Genomic DNA, 16,530 nt, shown 5'->3' on the forward strand with positions numbered 1-16,530 from the left:
CGGGGGCATGGCAGTCTAGCGCGTTCAGCGCCCCGCCCCCGCGCACTGCCCCGCAACGCCCCTGGCGTTGGTATACAAACATCGGTTGGCAGCATCACCCGGCATGCTTTGGCGGCCTGCCGGGCAATCTGCTCTATGATTCCCCCTTCGCCACCCCACTTGCCCAGCACCCCTCGCGCATGAGCACCAGCTACCGCCTCTCTGCCGCTACCGGCCTCCACAAAGGCGACCGGCCCTACCAGCAGGACCAGGTCATCATGCTCGCCCACCCGCGCGCCAAGGGCTGCGTGCTGGCCGTGGTGGCCGATGGTATGGGCGGCCGCAGCGGCGGGCGTGCGGCATCGGACCAGGTCATGCTGACGGCCAAGCAGGTGTTCGAGCGCTACTCACCAGAGACCGACAACGCCGAAGAAATGTTGGGCAACCTGGTGCGCGAAGCCCATTTGCTGATCCGCCTGGTGGCCATTGCCGCCGAGCAAGAGCCCCACAGCACCATTGCGGCCTTTTTGATCTTGCCCAACAGCGCCTGCGCCTGGGTGCATTCGGGCGATTCGCGCATTTACCATTTCCGCGATGGGCAGCTGCTCTACCAGACCAGTGACCACTCCTATGTGCAAACCCTGGTCGACCAGGGCCAGATCACGCTGGAAGAAGCGCGTTACCACCCGCAATCGAATATCTTGCTGCACTGCCTGGGCACGGCCGATGACCCGCCCTTGATCCACCACCGCATCCCCATGCTCAAGCAAGGCGATGTGCTCCTGGCCTGCAGCGATGGCATCTGGCACTACTTCTCGCCCGACGAGCTGTCATCGATCACCCGCCTGCTCTCGCCGCGCGAAGCCAGCCAGTTCCTGATCGAGCGCGCCCGCATGCGCGCCTCGGGCTCGGGCGATAATATGTCGCTGGCCATCGTCAAGGTCGAGCCACTGCCAGCAGAAGCGACCCAGGCCGTGGTGCCCGGCAGCAAACGCGCCAAGGCCAAACCGGCACGCAGTTAAAGCGGTGAAGCCGATCCCTTCAAAAGCAAAAGCCTCGCAGTCCTAAACCGCGAGGCTTTTTGTTGTGCCTAGAGTCGCTTAGAAGCCAGGCATCACCGCACCCTTGAACTGGGTGTCGACAAACTTGCGAATCTCCTCGCTGTGGTAGGCCTTGACCAGCTTGGCCACCCAGGGCTGGTTCTTGTCCGCTTCGCGGATCACCAGGATGTTCACATAGGGGTTCTTGGCGTTTTCGACCACGATTGCGTCGGACTTGGGGTTCAGGCCGGCCGAGATCGCGAAGTTGGTGTTGATCGCAGCAGCGTCCAGGTCATCAAGCGAACGCGGCAGCTGGGCGGCATCCAGCTCGACAAAGCGCAGCTTCTTGGGGTTCTCGACCACATCCAGCGGCGTGGCCTTGAGGCCAGCGCTTTCCTTCAACTTGATCAGCCCATTGGCCTGCAGCAGCAGCAATACGCGGCCACCATTGGTCGGGTCATTGGGCAGGCCAAAGCGCGCGCCTTCCTTCAACTCTTCGATCTTCTTGATCTTCTTGGAGTAGATGCCGATCGGGAAATTGACGGTGTCGGCGGCGGCCACAAACTTGTAGCCACGGTCCTTGATCTGGGCGTCCAGATAGGGCTTGTGCTGGTAGCTGTTGGCATCGAGCTCACCGGACTGCAGCGCGGCATTGGGCTGGATGTAGTCGCTGAACTCGATGACCTTGATCTTCAGCCCGTCCTTTTCGGCGATCTTCTTGACCTGCTCCATGATCTGGCCATGCGGGCCAGCGGTCACACCGATCTTGATTTCCTTGTCTTGTGCGACTGCGGCGCCAGAAACACCGGCGGCCAAAGCCAGGGCCAGCACGGATTGCAGCAATGTACGTTTTTGCACGGGAGCGATACCTTTCAAATGCGATACCGAACTGTACGCTCGATTTTGCAACGCAACAAAGAACTTTTTGCCATTTGCTTACAACCTGCCCGCCGCTGCCGGGGCACGTTTTACTCCGGCCGCAGCGCGACGTTGTTGAGCTTGTCCAGGCGCTCGGGCCAGTTGCCGTTCCTGGCATGCTGCTGCAGGATGCGGGTCCAGGCGACCCAGGCATCCCATTGCACGCGCTTGTCCCAGGCATTGCCCCATTGGCTGAAACACTGCAGCGCGCTGTCGGCAGCGGCCAGCGCATCGGCCTCGCGCCCGGCGCTGAGGTAAAGCTGGGCCAGCACCATCTGCGGCTCGCCCACCCAGGGGTTGAGCTGCACGGCCTGCTCCAGCACGCCGGTGGCCACATCCAGGTCCGTGAGCGGCTGGTCCTGCTGGATCACCGACCAGTAGAGCGACGCGGCCGCTGCATCGGCCGATGGACTCAGGCCCTGGCTGCAGTTGGCAAACACCGGCGGCGTGGGCAGCAGGCCCTGCAAGGCCGGGTGCTGCAAGGCCAGGCCCAGGCTGGCAATCTGCGACAGCATGCGGCCGCTGGGGCGCATCGGGCCGGGCCAGAGCGATGCCATCCAGTGCGCCTTTTGCGGGCGCTGGGGCACCTGCGGAAAGCTGGAGAAGATATCGTCCTGCCAGCTGAACCACTGCTCGATGGTGTCGGCCATGCTGACGATGATGAAGGCGGCCACGGTATAGGGCTCGACCCTGCGCGGCGCGCCCTGGTGGTCCAGCAGCACGGCGCCATCGGGCTCGATGGTGCCAGCCAGCACCTTCTGCACAAACTGGGCGCGCGAGAGAATGCAGAACTCGTAGACCAGCTGCTCGGCAGGCTCGCCCACCAGGGCGGCCAGCTGGCTGCGCTCGCTGCTGGCATCGAACTTGACCAGGTCCACAAAGGCATTACCGTAGACGCTGTGCAGCAGGCCCAGCAGCTTGACATCTTCCGGTTGCTGCCACAGCTGCAAGGTCCGCGTCACCCCCAGCAGATGGTGGCGAAAGGTGCCTGCCTTGTGCCAGTCCTGGCCCACATCGCGGGCCAGCACCACCGGCAAGGCCCGCGCCAGCACCGGGTGGGCGTGGATCCAGTTCTCATCGAGCAAGGGCTTGGCCCGCAGCCATTGCGCGGTATCCAGCGCCTGCAGAGGCAGGGCATGTGCGGTAGCAGTGGGCAAGGCGGCGTTCATGGCAGTCTCCAAGGCGTGGGCAATGCGCCATTGTAGGCAGAGCCCAGAGCGCGCAATGCCCTTGGGTGACAGCCGCCGCTGGCCCCAAGCAAAAAGCCCATGGGCAGGGCACATGGGCTTTGGCGGGGCAAGCGCTGGGGCAGCGAATTATTTGTGGCTCAGGCGCCGCACGGCCCAGTCACCCAGGCTTTGCACCAGCTGCACAAAGATGATCAGGATGACGACCACCGCCAGCATGATGTCTGGCAAAAAGCGCTGGTAGCCATAGCGGATACCCAGATCGCCCAGACCGCCGCCGCCAATGGCACCGGCCATCGCCGAGTAGCCAGTCAGCGACACAAAGCTGATGGTGAGGCCCGCAACAATGCCAGGCAGCGCCTCGGGCAGCAGCACCTTCCAGACGATTTGCCAGGAGGTGGCACCCATGGCTTGCGCCGCTTCGACGAGGCCGTGGTCCACTTCACGCAGCGAGGTCTCGACCAGGCGGGCGATGAAGGGCGCAGCGGCCAGGGTCAGCGGCACAATGGCCGCGGCCGTGCCGATGGACGAGCCAGTGATAAAGCGGGTGAACGGGATGATGGCGACCAGCAAGATGATGAAGGGCGTGGAGCGCACAGCATTCACCAGCCAGCCGACGATCTTGTTGGCAGCGCCGTTTTGCAGGATGCCGCCATGGTCCGTCAGGCGCAGGAACACGCCCAGCGGAATGCCGATCAGCGCGCCGGCCACGCCAGAAATACCGACCATGATCAGCGTTTCCCACAAGGACGTGGCAAACAGCTGCAGCATCATTTCAGAAAAATTCTCAAACATCGATGACCTCTTTGCGGGTGTTAAGCGGCCGAGGCCTCGGTATTGACTTCCTGCACCATCACGCCCGAGGCGCGCAGCGCTTCCACAGCCGCATGGAGCTGGGCCAGATCGCCGCTGGCGTAGACCGCCAGGAAGCCAAAGGTCTGGTCCTGGATCTCATCGACCTGGCCGTTGAGGATGCTCACATCCAGGCCAAAGTCACGGATCAGACGCGAGAGAATGGGCTGGTAGGCCAGATTGCCGGCATAGGACAGGCGCAGCAGCTTGCCCTGGCCGCTGGAGAGCGCGCCATTGAGGCTGCGCACCCGGTCGATGACGCTGGCAGGCAGCTCCTGGGGCACGATCTCGTCGATCAGGCTCTTGGTGATGGGTTGCTGGGGACGGGTGAAGACATCGATGACCGAGCCCATCTCGACGACCTTGCCAGCCTCCATCACCGCCACGCGGTCGGCGATCTGTTTGACCACCTGCATCTGGTGGGTGATCAGCACCACGGTCAGGCCCATGTCCTTGTTGATCTGCTTGAGCAGCGCCAACACCGAGCGGGTGGTTTCCGGGTCCAGCGCCGAGGTCGCCTCGTCGCTCAGCAGCACCTTGGGCTCGCTGGTCAGCGCGCGGGCAATGCCTACGCGCTGCTTTTGGCCGCCCGACAATTGCGCGGGGTAGCGGTCGCTCAGCGCAGCCAGGCCCACCAGGTCCAAGAGCGGGTCCACGCGCTTTTTGATGGCGGCCTTGCTCATGCCGGCCAGCTCCAGCGGCAGCGCGGCATTGTCAAACACCGTGCGCGAGGACAGCAGGTTGAAGTGCTGGAACACCATGCCGATCTCACGGCGCGCCGCACGCAGCTGCGCATCGTCCATCGCCGTCAGCTCCTTGCCATTGACCACCACCTGGCCGGTGGTCGGGCGGTTGAGCAGGTTGATATTGCGCACCAGCGAGCTCTTGCCCGCACCGCTGCGTCCGATGATGCCAAACACTTCACCAGCGGCAATACTCAGATCGACACCGCGCAGCGCATGGACCGGGCCGTTTTTGCCCGGGTAGGTTTGGGTGATACCCCGTAGTTCAATCATTGGAATAAAGAAAGCGCCCTGCAGCGTGCAGCGGGCGCTCGAAAAACCGTGAATAGCCGTACTGTAAGCGATGCGACAGACAGCCGCAAAGAACGAAATTTTAGTTCTTTACAACCGCCGGTTATTTCACCAGGTCTTTTTTGTCATCAAAAAGCAGATGAACCGATGAGCGGAAGGCTAGCGTGGCGGGTTCTGGCTCTCGCGCAAAATGCGGGCCACCGCATCGGCCACTGCCTCGCGGATGGTGCTGTCAATCTCCAGCTGCAGCGACGATTGCAGCAAGGCCGTCTGCTGCTCCACCACCTTCAGCACGGCTGCCGACAGGCGCGTGTCCAAGGTCTCTTGCACACGCCGGGTGACGCGGCGGGTGATCGCGTCTTCCAGCGCCTGCGCCGTCTCGGCCGCGGACTCGACCAAGTGGCTGGTCGCATCCGACACGGCCATGCCCTCGCCGCCCAGCGCGTTTTGCACCAGGCCGGGGTTGCCCTGGCCATCGCTGTCATCCACCACCGCCCCAGCGCCTGCGGGCGGCAAGACAGCCGCTGGGCCCGCGCCCTGCACCAAGCCCGGAAGGCTGTTGCTGTCCGCTGCAGGCGGATGGGGGGCAGCAACAGCTTGCGCGCCGCTGCCCAGGGGCAATGCTGCATCTGCCTGCTGCGCCCAGCCACTGTAGGTAGGCAGGTCGGAAATATCGGCAGCGGGCTGCGCCCAGGCGCCCGAGGCCGGCACATCCACATCGCGGCGCCGGCGCAGCACATCCAGGCCAGGCGGTGTGCTGTCGGGCGCGCCCACAGCGGCCCCGCCGGGCACCACCTGAGGCAGTGCGTCAGCGGCGTCCTGTGCGGCCTCCTCGGTCAAGGTGGGCACAAACTTGGGGGGGATTCTGGACTCGGTCATGGCTCAGTCCTCCGACTTCATCACCAGATCGCGGCGCTCGATGGCATAGCCCATGGCGGCGTAGGCGCGCCAGCGCGCCCTGGCCTGCTGCCGGTCCTGCTCGTCATCGGCGCTGACCACTTCAATCACCCGCTCGAAGCGGGTGACATCGGCGGGCATCTCCGCGCCCAGGTTCAGCAGCACACGGGTATGCGGCAGGCTGCCGGCCAGCTCGCTCAGCAGCACCGTGGGCGAGCGCTGCAGTACCTCTGGCGCTGCGTCCCCCCGGCAGTGGGCCAGAAACTGACTGGCACCGCCAAAGGACCACAGCGCCTCGTCGAGTTGGGCCACCATGGCCGGCTCGCCGAGCACCACCAGCGGAATATCCATGCGCTGGAGCTTGCGCGCCAGCTTGCAGGCATAGGCCAGCTTGCTGGGCGCGTTGAAGTGAAAGGCTACCGTCGTGGAGGTCGTCATAAGGCAGGCTGTGCTTACTGGGCGTCCGCCTTGTCAGCGCCGTCCACATTGACTGCCGCCTTGCCGGGCTTGGCCGCTGCGGCAGGCTTGTCGGCCTTGCTGGCCTTGGCCGGCTTGACCGTCTTGGCCTGCTCGGCAGGTGCTGCGCCTTGGGCGCTGCCAAGCAGGTACTGCAGCAGCAAGCCCACCGGGCGGCCGGTGGCGCCCTTCTTGGCGCCGCTGCGCCAGGCGGTGCCGGCGATATCCAGGTGCGCCCAGGCCATGCTGCCGACAAAGCGTTGCAGGAACTTGGCGGCCGTGATGGCGCCGGCCGGCCGGCCGCCGACATTGGCTACATCGGCAAAGTTGGTCTTCAGGCCTTCGGCGTACTCGTCATCGAGCGGCATGCGCCAGCAAGTGTCTTGCGCCTGCTCGCCAGCGGCTTGCAAGGCCTGGGCCAGCGCGTCGTTGTTCGAGAACAGGCCGCTGCGCTGCGCGCCCAGCGCAATCACGCAAGCCCCGGTCAAGGTCGCGATATCGACCACGGCGCTGGGCGAGAAACGCTCGGCATAGGTCAGCGCATCGCAGAGCACGAGGCGGCCTTCGGCGTCGGTGTTCAGGATCTCGATGGTCTGGCCGCTCATGCTGGTGACCACATCACCGGGCTTGACCGCGCCGCCATCGGGCATGTTTTCGCAGGCGGGGATCAGGCCGACCACATTGATCTCGGGCTTGAGTTCAGCCAGCGCACGGAAGGTGCCCAGCACACTGGCAGCGCCCCCCATGTCGTACTTCATCTCGTCCATGTCGCCCGCAGGCTTGATGGAGATGCCACCGGTATCAAAGGTGATGCCCTTGCCCACCAGCACCACCGGCTGGCTGTCCTTGTCGGCGCCGTGGTAGTGCAGCTCGATAAAGCGCAGCGGCTCCTTGGAGCCCTGGGCCACGGCGATGAAGGCGCCCATGCCCAGCTTGGCCACGTCTTCGGGCTTGTGGATCTTGCACTTGATGCGCTTGTGTTCTTCGGCCAGCGATTCGGCCGCATCGGCCAGCAGCTTGGGCGTGGCGTAGTTCGCAGGGCGATTGGCCCATTCACGGGCAAAGGCCACGCCCTGGGCGGTGGCCTTGGCCACCTCAAAAGCGCGCTCCAGCTCTGGTGCATTGGGCGCGCCAAGCACCACGGACTTGAGCGCCACGGCCTTGGCCGATGGCTTGGTGGTGCGGTAGAGGTAGGCGCTGTCGGCCAGGCATTGCAGCAGCGCATGCAGGGAGGCGCCCGCCAGCGGCTGGGCGCTCACAACGGCTGCGCGCTCGATGCCTTCGCGCGTCAGCGGGCCCGAGACGGCCGCCAGCGCCTGGCGCACCGCCTGGGGCGAGCCATCGCCAATGCCCAGCAGCAACAAATGCCGGGCTTCGATGGCGGGCACCGCATACATGGCCAGCAACTTGCCGGTTTTTGCCTCAAAATCACCATTTTTCTGCGCGTGCGCAATCAGGGTGGACAATGCATCACTGGTTTTGGGCTGCTTGTCAGCCACCAAGACGACCAGCAGGTCGCCAGACTGCAATGCGGCCGAAGCCAAATCCAGAGTTTTGAGTTCAAAGTTCATAATCGGTGCTTTCCTTCTCGCCAATGTTATTCGATTCCTCGATCCGTAAAGAGCTATCCCGCAGCTTTGGTGCCACCTTGGTGGTGCTGGTGACTGTGGTGATGACGATGATGCTCATCAAAGTGCTGGGCCAGGCCTCGCGTGGCAGCGTCAACCCTTCCGATGTGTTGCTGGTGATGGGCTACACCGTGCTGGGCCAGCTGCCCACCATTTTGAGCCTCTGCCTTTTCATTGCGGTGGTGGCGACTTTGTCGCGCATGTACCGCGACAGTGAAATGGCCGTGTGGTTCAGCAGTGGTCAAAGTCTGCTGAGCTTTCTGCGCCCGCTGATGCGCTTTTCCTGGCCCATCATGGTCGTCATTGCCGTGCTGGCCTTGCTGGTATGGCCCTGGGCCAACCAGCAGATTGTGCAGCTTCGCGCGCAATATGAACAGCGCGGTGACGTCGACCGCATCGCACCGGGGGAATTTCAGGAGTCGTCCGACGGCTCGCGCGTGTTCTTCATCGACCGCGACCGCAACTCGGACCTGGAAGCAAGCAATGTCTTTATCGTGACCAACGAAGAGAAGAAGGACACCGTGACCAGCGCCAAGAGCGCCCACCTCGAAGTGCAGGAAAACGCCCGCGTTGCCGTGCTCAATGACGGCCAGCGCATCGAAAAAACCAAGGACAACCCCGGCCTGAAGGTCAGCGACTTCAAGGAATACGGCACCCGCATCGGCAGCGCCGCCACGATTGACCCCAACGACATGGGCGCGGTGAAGAACATCCCCACGCGCCAGCTGATGGCCAGTGCAGAGCCCCGCCTGCTGGGCGAGCTGGGTTACCGCCTGGGCCTGGCGATTGCCGCGATCAATTTCGTCGTGCTGGGCCTGGCCATGGCCAGCGTCAACCCGCGCGCAGGCCGCAGCAGCAGCCTGGTGTTCGCCCTGTTTGCCTTTATCGTCTATTACAACCTCATGACCTTTGCCCAGAACTGGGTGTCTTCGGGCAAAGCCTCGCTGCCGCTCTCCTTTGTTCTCATCCACGGCTTGACGGCGCTGCTTGCATGGACCCTGCTGCTCAGCCGCAACCAGCAGTTCTCGCTGCTGCAATGGGTACGCCGCCAGGGGAGCCGCGCATGAAGACCTTTCGCAAAATGATCTACCGGGACATTGCCGTGACCGTCGGCTTTGTCACCCTCGCCTTTCTGGCGCTGTTCTTTTTCTTTGACCTGGTCGACGAGTTCCGCTGGATCGGCACCGGCACCTATGAGCTCAAGGATGCGCTGTTGAGCGTGGCGCTCAACATCCCCAACCATATCTATGAGCTGCTGCCCATCACCGTGCTGATCGGCACGATCTTTGTGATGGCGCGCATGGCGCAGACTTCCGAGTTCACTATTTTGCGCACCAGTGGCCTGGGCCCCTGGCAGGCGCTGGGCAGCCTGCTGAGCATTGGCCTGGCCTTTGTGGTGCTGACTTTTGCAATTGGCGACTATGTGGCGCCTGCCGGTGAGCAGGCCAGCCAGCTGGTGCGCGCGCAGCGCTTTGGCCAGCTGAGCACGGGCCGCACCGGCGCCTGGCTGCGCGAGAAGCGAGAGGACGGCATGGCTGCCATCAATGTGCGCGCCATCTCGCCCGAAGGCGATCTGCAGCGCGTGCGCGTCTACAACTTCGACGACCAGGGCCGCATCCAGATGCAGCTCACCGCAGCTGGCGGCAAATTTGGCAATGGCGTCTGGCACCTGCACCATATCCAGGAGCAGCGCTACTACCTGGGCGACCAGCGCCAGGCGCGTGTCGAGGTCAAGAACCTGGAGACCCTGGACTGGCCCACTGCGGTGACCAGCAGCATGGTCGCTGCCGCCGTGCTCAAGCCCGACCAGATGAGCACCTACGACCTCTTCCTCTACGTGAGCCATTTGCAGGCCAATGGCCAAAGCGCACAGCGCTACGAGATCGAGCTGTGGCGCAAGGTGTTCTACCCCATCAGCTGCCTGGTGATGGTCGTGCTCGCCCTGCCCTTTGCCTACCTGCATTTCCGCTCGGGCGGCATCACCGGCTATGTGTTTGGCGGCGTGATGGCCGGTATCAGCTTCTTCCTGCTCAACAACGTGTTTGGCTTTGCAGGCAACCTGCAGAACTGGCACCCGATGCTGACCGCTGCGGCGCCGGGGCTGATCTACTCGCTGCTGTCGCTGGGCGCCTTCAGCTGGCTGGTGCTGCGAAGGTAGCGGGGCCACGCGCCCCGCTCCACACCCAGGACGGCTCTACGCATCCTGAAGCACAAAGCCCTGCTGTCGCAGGGCTTTGTTTTGGGCCATGCCCATCACACAACGTTCGCCTCAGGTGTCTGCGTGCGGCAGCGACAGCGCCGCTGCCATCTCGCGCACCAGGTCAGTCTGGGAGATGATGCCCACCAGCTTGCCCTGCCGGTTGACAACGGGCACATGGTGCAGCTTGGCGCGCGAGAAGATCGCAATCAGGTCGACCAGGCGGTCATAGCTGCCCACCTTGGAGACCTCGGCCGTCATCAGCTCGCCCACCAGCTGGCCGGCGTCCTTCTTGCGCAGCACCCAGTGCTTGAGCTTGCTGCTGAGGGCAGCCGGGGTGGCGGTCAGCGCATGGTTGAGCAGATCGGTGGCGGTGATGATGCCCACCACCCGCTGCGCCTCATCGACCACCGGCAAGGCCTTGACCCCGTGCTGCTGCATCAGGGCCCAGGCCTCCTTGACGCTGCTCTGTGGCCGCGTCGCATGCACCGGGTGGGACATCACATCCTCGCAGCGCACATTGCCCAAGGTACGCTTGAAGGCGGCCTGGCTTGCGCCTTGCAGCAGCGCTTCCAGATCGGCGCGGCTGACATCGAGCACGCCGTTGAAGCGCTCCAGCGCCTCGTCCAGATCGCTGCCCTCGATGCGTGCGCTGGATTCGCGCGAGGCTTGCGCGGCCTGCGCCTTCTGGCTGTGCTGGGGTGCGGGGTAGCGCTTGCCGGTCATGCGGTTGTAGGCAGTGGCCAACAGCACCAGAACGACCAGGTTCAGCGCCACGGGGTTGAGCAGCACCGATACATCGTGCCAGCCCTGAATCGCCATCCACATGGCCAGCGCAGCGCCCGGTGGGTGCAGGCAGCGCAGCACCACCATCACCATGATGGCCAGGCCCACCGCCACGGCCGCTGCCAGCAGCGGATCGGGAAACACCAGCACAGCCACCCAGCCCGCCAGCGCCGACAGCATCGAGCCGCCAATCACCGGCCAGGGCTGGGCCATGGGGCTCGACGGCGTGCCGATCAGCAGCAAGGCACTGGCGCCCATCGCGGCAAACAGCCAGGGGCTGTGGTCATGCTGGCCCCAGGTCTGGCTGGCCATGCCTGTGAGCCACAGCACCACCATCGCGCCCACGACCATGCGCGCCAGCTCCAGCCCGTTGACATGCGCGGCCGACGGCAGAAAGTTGCGCAACCACAGCTGCAGCCGGGCGCGGCGGCTGACTGTGCCTGGCGCAGATGCTGGTTGGGACGGAGGACGTGCTGGAGACATGGCGAGACAGAAGGCGATATGAAAGCTGGAGGTCCGCCATCATAATCAGGCGCCGGACTACAAGCACAGCCGCCGCTGTCGCCCCTGCTGGCAGCATCGGCATCCAAGCCCAGGCATTTGGCGACAAATTGTCAGCATATGGCCGACAAAAGCTGCATTTCACAACGCAATTTGTCATGGGTACGACACAGTGTCGATAGAATCGGCGGTTTACTGTGACGGCCCTGACCATGCGCGATCGAATTGCTGTTTTGCCCCAATACCTGCTGCCCAAGAAATGGATGACCGCGCTGGCCGGCACATTGGCATCGGCAGAGCTGGGCGGCGCAACCACCCGCTTTATCCGCTGGTTTGTTGGCAAGTACCAGGTCAACATGGATGAAGCGGCGCAGCCCGATATTGCGCAGTACAAGAGCTTCAACGACTTCTTCACCCGCGAGTTGCGCGCCGGCGTGCGCCCCATGGCCCAGGCCGACCTGGTCTGCCCCGTCGATGGCGCCATCAGCCAGTGCGGTGCGATTGCGCAGGACCAGATCTTCCAGGCCAAGGGCCATAGCTACAGCACCACCGCCTTGCTCGGCGGCGATGCGCAGCTGGCCGCGCAGTTCAACAACGGCCAGTTCGCCACCATCTACCTCAGCCCGCGCGACTACCACCGCATCCACATGCCGCTGCGCGCCAAGCTGCAAAAGATGGTCTATGTGCCTGGCGACCTGTTCTCCGTCAACCCGCTGACCGCGCGGGGCGTGCCCGGCCTGTTTGCCCGCAACGAGCGCGTGGTCTGCGTGTTTGAGTCGCGCATTGGCCCTGTCGTGATGGTGCTGGTGGGCGCGACCATTGTCGGCAGCATGTCCACCACCTGGCACGGCCAGGTGAACCCGCCCCGCTCGCGCAAGATTCGCAGCTGGGACTACCAGACCCAGCCCATTGTGCTGGAGCAAGGCGATGAGATGGGCCGCTTTTTGCTGGGCTCGACCATCGTGCTGCTGCTGCCCGAAGGCAAAAGCGCCTTTAATGCCGACTGGGCCGCGGCCAAGCCGGTGCAATTGGGCGAGGCCATGGGGTCGTTCAGCCGCTAAGGCCAACTACCCTACCCTCACCACAAGCCGCCGCTGGGCGGCTTGGTTGCTGCTAGTCAGCCAGGGGCAGCAACTGGCGCCGGCTGCGAAACACATGCGCCTGCCCCGTGACCGGATCGCTAAAGCGCAGCTCACGCGCGAGCAGCTGCAAGGGCCGCGAGAAGTCGCCCTCGGGCGGGTCATTGACCTCGGGGTAGAACGCATCGTTGCGGATCGGCAGACCCAGGGCCGCCATGTGCACGCGCAGCTGGTGGCGTTTGCCGCTGACGGGTTTCAAGGCATAACGCGCCCAGGCGCCCTGCTGCTCCAGCAGCGCCATATGGCTGTGGCTGTTGGGCTCGCCTGGCACCTCATGCATCAGAAAAAAACGCTGGCTCTCTTCCATGCGGCTGCGGTGCTCACGCGGAAACACCAGGTCCGCCCGCCAGGGCGCCACCGCCTCATAGCGCTTGTCCATCGCCCGGTCACGGAACAAGGCCTGATACTGGCCACGCGTGGCCGCATCCTTGGACAGCAGCAGCAGGCCGGCGGTATCGCGGTCGATACGGTGCAGCGGTGAGAGATGGGCATTGCCGGTCGCATTTTTCAGCCGCACCAGCAAGGAGTTCTGCACATATTTGCCCGTCGGCAGCACCGGCAGAAAATGCGGCTTGTCCACCAGCAGCAGACGCTCGTCCTCGTACAGCACCTCGGCATCGAAAGGAATGGGCAGCTCCTGCTCGACCTTGCGCCAGTAGTACACCCGCATGCCGGGCACAAAGACCTGTGCCGGGCCCAAGGTCTGGCGCGCGCCATCGACCACATCGCCCGCCTGCAGGCGTTCGAGCCACTGCGCGGCGCTGACCAGCGGCAGGCGCTGGGCCAGAAAGTCCAGCAGCAGGCCCTCTCCGCGCGAGGGCAGCACCACGCAGCTGGGGCTCACGCCGTCGCGCATCCAGGTAGAAGGGTCCGTCTGTATCGTCATCTCGCAGGCGATTGTAGTCATCTCTTTAGGGGCATGAAGGCTGGGCACAATAGCCGCACTTGCAGGCGCCCGGACTGCCTTGCACTGCAACCTAACTACCAGCACTTCAAACAATAACAGGCCATGACCGCCAACGCTTCTTCCGCCTCCAACTTCGCCCTCCATCCCGTCGCTCAAGAGGAGCGTGTTTTCAACGGCTGGCATCTGGCCTCGCTGTGGTTCAGCCTGGGCGTGGGCCTGCTGGTGATGCAGGTGGGTGCCTATTTGATGCCAGCGCTGTCCACGCCCGAGGCACTGATGGCCATTGTGGGCGGCTCGGTCGTGGGGGCGGGACTGCTCGCCTGGGTGGGCAAGATCGGCTGCGACACGGGGCTGTCGAGCGCCGGACTGATCCACCATGTCTATGGCCGCCACTTTGCCAAGCTGCCGGTGCTGCTCAATATCGTGCAGCTGCTGGGCTGGGGCGCGTTCGAGCTGGTGGTGATGCGCGAATCGACCGTGGCCATTGGCCGCCAGGCCGGTGGCATGCAGGCCGCGTACTGGCCCTGGCTGGCCACCTTGCTCTGGGGTGGCCTGCTGGTGGCACTGATGACGGGCTCCATGGTGCGGCTGGTGCGCCAGCTGATCTCGCGCGTCGCGCTGCCGCTGGTGGTGCTGTCGCTGCTGTGGCTGAGCTGGCAGTTTGTCGGCATGGCCTTGCAGCAAGGCCTGCCTGCGTTGTGGAGCCGGCCAGGAGCGGGCGGCATGGGCGTGATGCCCGCGCTCGACCTGGTGGTGGCCATGCCCATCTCCTGGCTGCCGCTGGTGGCCGACTATGCCCGCTACGGGCGCAATGGCCGCAGCGCCATGGCCGGCACCTGGATTGGTTTTGGCATTGCCAATATCTGGTGCTATGCACTGGGCGTGCTGGTGGCTCTGGTGCTGCCCAGCACCGACCTGGTCGCCGCCTTGCTGCTGGCCCAGGGCGGTTTGATCGCACTATCACTGGTGCTGCTGGACGAAGTGGACAATGCCTATGGCGATGCCTACTCGGGCGCGGTATCGGCCCACAGCCTGCTGCCGCGCTGGGGTGTGCGCGGCTGGGGCATTGCGATGGCCCTGTGCAGCACGGCGCTCGCCATGGTGCTGCCGATGCACAGCCTCGAGCCCTTTTTGCTGATCCTGAGTTCCGTCTTTGTGCCGCTGTTTGGCGTGATTTTGGGCCGGCTGTCCTGGGGCGGTTACCAGCCCGCCCGCACGCAGGCCGGCGTGCACCTGCTGCCGCTGGCCCTGTGGCTGGGCGGCATCGCGCTCTACCACGGCCTGGCCGCCTGGGCGCCGCAAGCGGGATCGGCCTTGCCAACCCTGGCGCTGACCTTTGTGCTGGCCTTTGCCACCCGCCCCAAAGCCTGAAAGCGCGCTCTGTTTAGAACCTGTTCAAAGTCTCTACGCAGCCGCGTTGGAGTGCAATCGGGATGAGTTCGAAGGGGTGGAACGCAGCTTGCACCGGGGTGCAAGCAAGGGCCAGCGCGCAGAAATCGCCCGATTTCACTCCAACCCGTAGGGACAGTGGCTTTGCGGGCGGTCTGCGTTGTTGCAAATCCTCGCAATAGCTGGGCTATTGCTGCGGTGTTGCGCCTAGCATCCCATCCCGCAAAGACACTTTCGCGGCGCGAGGAGACTTTGAACAGGTTCTTAGGCAGCGTCGTCAAACAGCGAGGCCTCAAAGCTGGAATTGACAAAGCCGTCTGTCGACTCCAGCACCGCGGCCACCAGCTGCGCCGTGGTCTTCGCTGCGCCCCGGTGCGCCTGCGCAAACTGCAGTGCCGCGCGGCGCATGCGGCTGTGGCGGCTCGTATCACTGGCAATGGCCACGGCCTGCTGCAGGCCCTCGTCCATGCCTGGCACGCGCAAGCTGGCACCGGCTTGCACGCTGCTGTCCGCCGCCTGCGCAAAATTAAAGGTATGCGGCCCCATGACGACCGGGCAGCCGCAAGCGGCCGCCTCAATCAGGTTCTGGCCGCCCAGCGGCGCAAAGCTGCCACCCAGCAAGGCCACATCGGCCAGTCCGTAGTACAGCTGCATCTCGCCCATGCTGTCGCCCAGCCAGACATCGGCGGGCTCGGGCCCGCTCTGCCACTGGCTGCGGCGCGATACCTGCAAACCGGCGCCCTGCAGCAGCTGCACAATCTCGTCAAAACGCTGCGGGTGGCGCGGCACCAGCAGCCATTGCACGCATGCGGCGGCTTGCGGGTCACTGCCGCGCAGCTGCGCCAGTGCCTCTAACCACAAGGCCTCTTCGCCCTCACGGCTGCTGGCCAGCATCACCACCGGTTTGCCCGCCGCCTGGTGCCAGGCCTGGCCCTGGGCCAGTTGCGCCGCATCGGGCTCGACATCGAATTTAAGATTGCCCAGCACCGCAGTCACCTCGGCGCCCGCGGCGCGCAAGCGGCTGGCATCGGCCTCGGTCTGCGCGATCACCGAGCGCAGGCTGCGGTAAGCCGGGCGCGCGAGCCAAGCCAGGCGCTGGGCACCGCGCAGCGATTTCTCATTGAGCCGGGCATTGGCCAGCACCAGCGGTACATGTTCGCGCTGGCAGCCAGCGGCCAGCCCCGGCCACATCTCCGTCTCCATCAGGATGCCGATGGTGGGGCGGAAATGGCGCAAAAAGGCGCTGACACTGGCGCGGTCATCCCAGGGCTGCCAGACCTGGATATCGCCGGGCAGCAGCAGCTTTTGCCCCTCTTCACGGCCGGTGGCCGTGCCATTGGTCAAAAGCAGGCGCAAGGCCGGTATCTGCAGCCGCAGCTCGCGCAGCAAGATGGCAGCAGCCCGCGTCTCGCCCAGCGATACCGCATGGATCCAGACCAGCGGCATCTCGGGCACGGCCTGGTAGCGCGGCAGGTCGCCATAATCGCCAAAGCGCTGCTCCACCATCTGGGCGTAGCCGGGCTCCTGCACCGCGCGGCGCGCCAGCTTGCGCCGCACCAGCGGGCGGGCAAGCCTTGCGACCCAGCCGTAGAGCGTCAGGCTCAGACCCATGGATGCGGC

15 protein-coding genes are annotated in these 16,530 nt (G+C 64.6%); 5 read left to right on the forward strand and 10 right to left on the reverse strand.

Annotated elements, in window-relative coordinates; genetic code table 11:
* The first annotated feature begins 179 nt into the window (after positions 1-179).
* On the forward strand, positions 180-1,001 hold the full coding sequence (locus WH265_RS01300) for a PP2C family protein-serine/threonine phosphatase (RefSeq protein ID WP_339557086.1): 822 nt from the start codon (positions 180-182) through the stop codon (positions 999-1,001).
* Positions 1,002-1,079: 78 nt separating this feature from the next.
* Here the strand turns inward: WH265_RS01300 and WH265_RS01305 are convergent, their stop codons facing one another.
* The 7 genes from WH265_RS01305 to WH265_RS01335 all read right to left on the reverse strand — a co-directional run bounded on the left by WH265_RS01305 (position 1,080) and on the right by WH265_RS01335 (position 7,934).
* Complete coding sequence (locus WH265_RS01305) at positions 1,080-1,877, reverse strand: MetQ/NlpA family ABC transporter substrate-binding protein (protein WP_116923960.1); 798 nt, start codon at positions 1,875-1,877, stop codon at positions 1,080-1,082.
* A gap of 110 nt (positions 1,878-1,987) precedes the next feature.
* The gene (locus WH265_RS01310) at positions 1,988-3,106 is read right to left on the reverse strand and encodes a DUF6817 domain-containing protein (RefSeq protein ID WP_339557087.1); all 1,119 of its coding nucleotides are present in this window, start codon (positions 3,104-3,106) and stop codon (positions 1,988-1,990) included.
* Positions 3,107-3,253: 147 nt separating this feature from the next.
* The gene (locus WH265_RS01315; protein ID WP_021025822.1) at positions 3,254-3,919 is read right to left on the reverse strand and encodes a methionine ABC transporter permease; all 666 of its coding nucleotides are present in this window, start codon (positions 3,917-3,919) and stop codon (positions 3,254-3,256) included.
* 20 nt (positions 3,920-3,939) lie between these two features.
* On the reverse strand, positions 3,940-4,992 hold the full coding sequence (locus tag WH265_RS01320; RefSeq protein ID WP_021025823.1) for a methionine ABC transporter ATP-binding protein: 1,053 nt from the start codon (positions 4,990-4,992) through the stop codon (positions 3,940-3,942).
* Between the two features lie 177 nt (positions 4,993-5,169).
* Positions 5,170-5,889, reverse strand: a complete 720-nt coding sequence (locus tag WH265_RS01325; protein ID WP_339557088.1) for a hypothetical protein — start codon at positions 5,887-5,889, stop codon at positions 5,170-5,172.
* A 3-nt stretch (positions 5,890-5,892) separates the two neighbouring features.
* Positions 5,893-6,345, reverse strand: a complete 453-nt coding sequence (locus tag WH265_RS01330) for a DNA polymerase III subunit chi (RefSeq protein WP_339521233.1) — start codon at positions 6,343-6,345, stop codon at positions 5,893-5,895.
* 14 nt (positions 6,346-6,359) lie between these two features.
* Positions 6,360-7,934: a leucyl aminopeptidase gene (locus tag WH265_RS01335; protein ID WP_312990280.1), complete on the reverse strand. Its 1,575-nt coding sequence runs from the start codon at positions 7,932-7,934 to the stop codon at positions 6,360-6,362.
* 23 nt (positions 7,935-7,957) lie between these two features.
* Between WH265_RS01335 and lptF the strand changes: the two genes are divergently transcribed.
* Both lptF and lptG read left to right on the forward strand, forming a co-directional pair.
* Positions 7,958-9,058, forward strand: a complete 1,101-nt coding sequence (gene lptF / locus WH265_RS01340) for an LPS export ABC transporter permease LptF (RefSeq protein ID WP_021025826.1) — start codon at positions 7,958-7,960, stop codon at positions 9,056-9,058.
* A complete protein-coding gene (gene lptG / locus WH265_RS01345) occupies positions 9,055-10,149 on the forward strand; it encodes an LPS export ABC transporter permease LptG (protein ID WP_021025827.1) in 1,095 nt (364 codons plus the stop codon). Before lptF ends, lptG begins: the two co-directional genes overlap by 4 nt.
* A 111-nt stretch (positions 10,150-10,260) precedes the next feature.
* Here lptG and WH265_RS01350 read toward each other — a convergent pair whose 3' ends face one another.
* Entirely contained in the window at positions 10,261-11,457 is a 1,197-nt protein-coding gene (locus tag WH265_RS01350; RefSeq protein WP_339557089.1) for an HPP family protein, read from the reverse strand.
* Between the two features lie 230 nt (positions 11,458-11,687).
* Here WH265_RS01350 and asd point away from each other — a divergent pair, with 230 nt between their 5' ends.
* Entirely contained in the window at positions 11,688-12,536 is an 849-nt protein-coding gene (asd, locus tag WH265_RS01355) for an archaetidylserine decarboxylase (RefSeq protein ID WP_027010641.1), read from the forward strand.
* A gap of 52 nt (positions 12,537-12,588) precedes the next feature.
* On the opposite strand, the gene WH265_RS01360 is transcribed toward asd, so the two are convergent.
* Complete coding sequence (locus WH265_RS01360) at positions 12,589-13,521, reverse strand: pseudouridine synthase (RefSeq protein WP_339521231.1); 933 nt, start codon at positions 13,519-13,521, stop codon at positions 12,589-12,591.
* A gap of 102 nt (positions 13,522-13,623) precedes the next feature.
* Here WH265_RS01360 and WH265_RS01365 point away from each other — a divergent pair, with 102 nt between their 5' ends.
* Positions 13,624-14,892, forward strand: coding sequence for a purine-cytosine permease family protein (locus WH265_RS01365; protein WP_339557090.1), 1,269 nt, complete (start codon positions 13,624-13,626; stop codon positions 14,890-14,892).
* 282 nt (positions 14,893-15,174) lie between these two features.
* On the opposite strand, the gene WH265_RS01370 is transcribed toward WH265_RS01365, so the two are convergent.
* Entirely contained in the window at positions 15,175-16,521 is a 1,347-nt protein-coding gene (locus WH265_RS01370) for a 3-deoxy-D-manno-octulosonic acid transferase (protein WP_339557091.1), read from the reverse strand.
* Positions 16,522-16,530 lie beyond the last annotated feature (9 nt).

Source organism: Comamonas sp. MYb396 (genome assembly GCF_037479555.1).
In the GTDB taxonomy this organism is placed as follows: Bacteria; Pseudomonadota; Gammaproteobacteria; order Burkholderiales; family Burkholderiaceae_C; genus Comamonas.

What these genes read in the sequence shown, in the direction of transcription:
- WH265_RS01300 (WP_339557086.1), top strand. Translation starts at nt 180, where the DNA reads ATGAGCACCAGCTACCGCCTCTCTGCCGCTACCGGCCTCCACAAAGGC.
- WH265_RS01310 (WP_339557087.1), bottom strand. Translation starts at nt 3,106, where the DNA reads ATGAACGCCGCCTTGCCCACTGCTACCGCACATGCCCTGCCTCTGCAG.
- WH265_RS01315 (WP_021025822.1), bottom strand. Translation starts at nt 3,919, where the DNA reads ATGTTTGAGAATTTTTCTGAAATGATGCTGCAGCTGTTTGCCACGTCC.
- WH265_RS01320 (WP_021025823.1), bottom strand. Translation starts at nt 4,992, where the DNA reads ATGATTGAACTACGGGGTATCACCCAAACCTACCCGGGCAAAAACGGC.
- WH265_RS01325 (WP_339557088.1), bottom strand. Translation starts at nt 5,889, where the DNA reads ATGACCGAGTCCAGAATCCCCCCCAAGTTTGTGCCCACCTTGACCGAG.
- WH265_RS01330 (WP_339521233.1), bottom strand. Translation starts at nt 6,345, where the DNA reads ATGACGACCTCCACGACGGTAGCCTTTCACTTCAACGCGCCCAGCAAG.
- WH265_RS01335 (WP_312990280.1), bottom strand. Translation starts at nt 7,934, where the DNA reads ATGAACTTTGAACTCAAAACTCTGGATTTGGCTTCGGCCGCATTGCAG.
- lptF (WP_021025826.1), top strand. Translation starts at nt 7,958, where the DNA reads ATGTTATTCGATTCCTCGATCCGTAAAGAGCTATCCCGCAGCTTTGGT.
- lptG (WP_021025827.1), top strand. Translation starts at nt 9,055, where the DNA reads ATGAAGACCTTTCGCAAAATGATCTACCGGGACATTGCCGTGACCGTC.
- WH265_RS01350 (WP_339557089.1), bottom strand. Translation starts at nt 11,457, where the DNA reads ATGTCTCCAGCACGTCCTCCGTCCCAACCAGCATCTGCGCCAGGCACA.
- asd (WP_027010641.1), top strand. Translation starts at nt 11,688, where the DNA reads ATGCGCGATCGAATTGCTGTTTTGCCCCAATACCTGCTGCCCAAGAAA.
- WH265_RS01360 (WP_339521231.1), bottom strand. Translation starts at nt 13,521, where the DNA reads ATGACTACAATCGCCTGCGAGATGACGATACAGACGGACCCTTCTACC.
- WH265_RS01365 (WP_339557090.1), top strand. Translation starts at nt 13,624, where the DNA reads ATGACCGCCAACGCTTCTTCCGCCTCCAACTTCGCCCTCCATCCCGTC.
- WH265_RS01370 (WP_339557091.1), bottom strand. Translation starts at nt 16,521, where the DNA reads ATGGGTCTGAGCCTGACGCTCTACGGCTGGGTCGCAAGGCTTGCCCGC.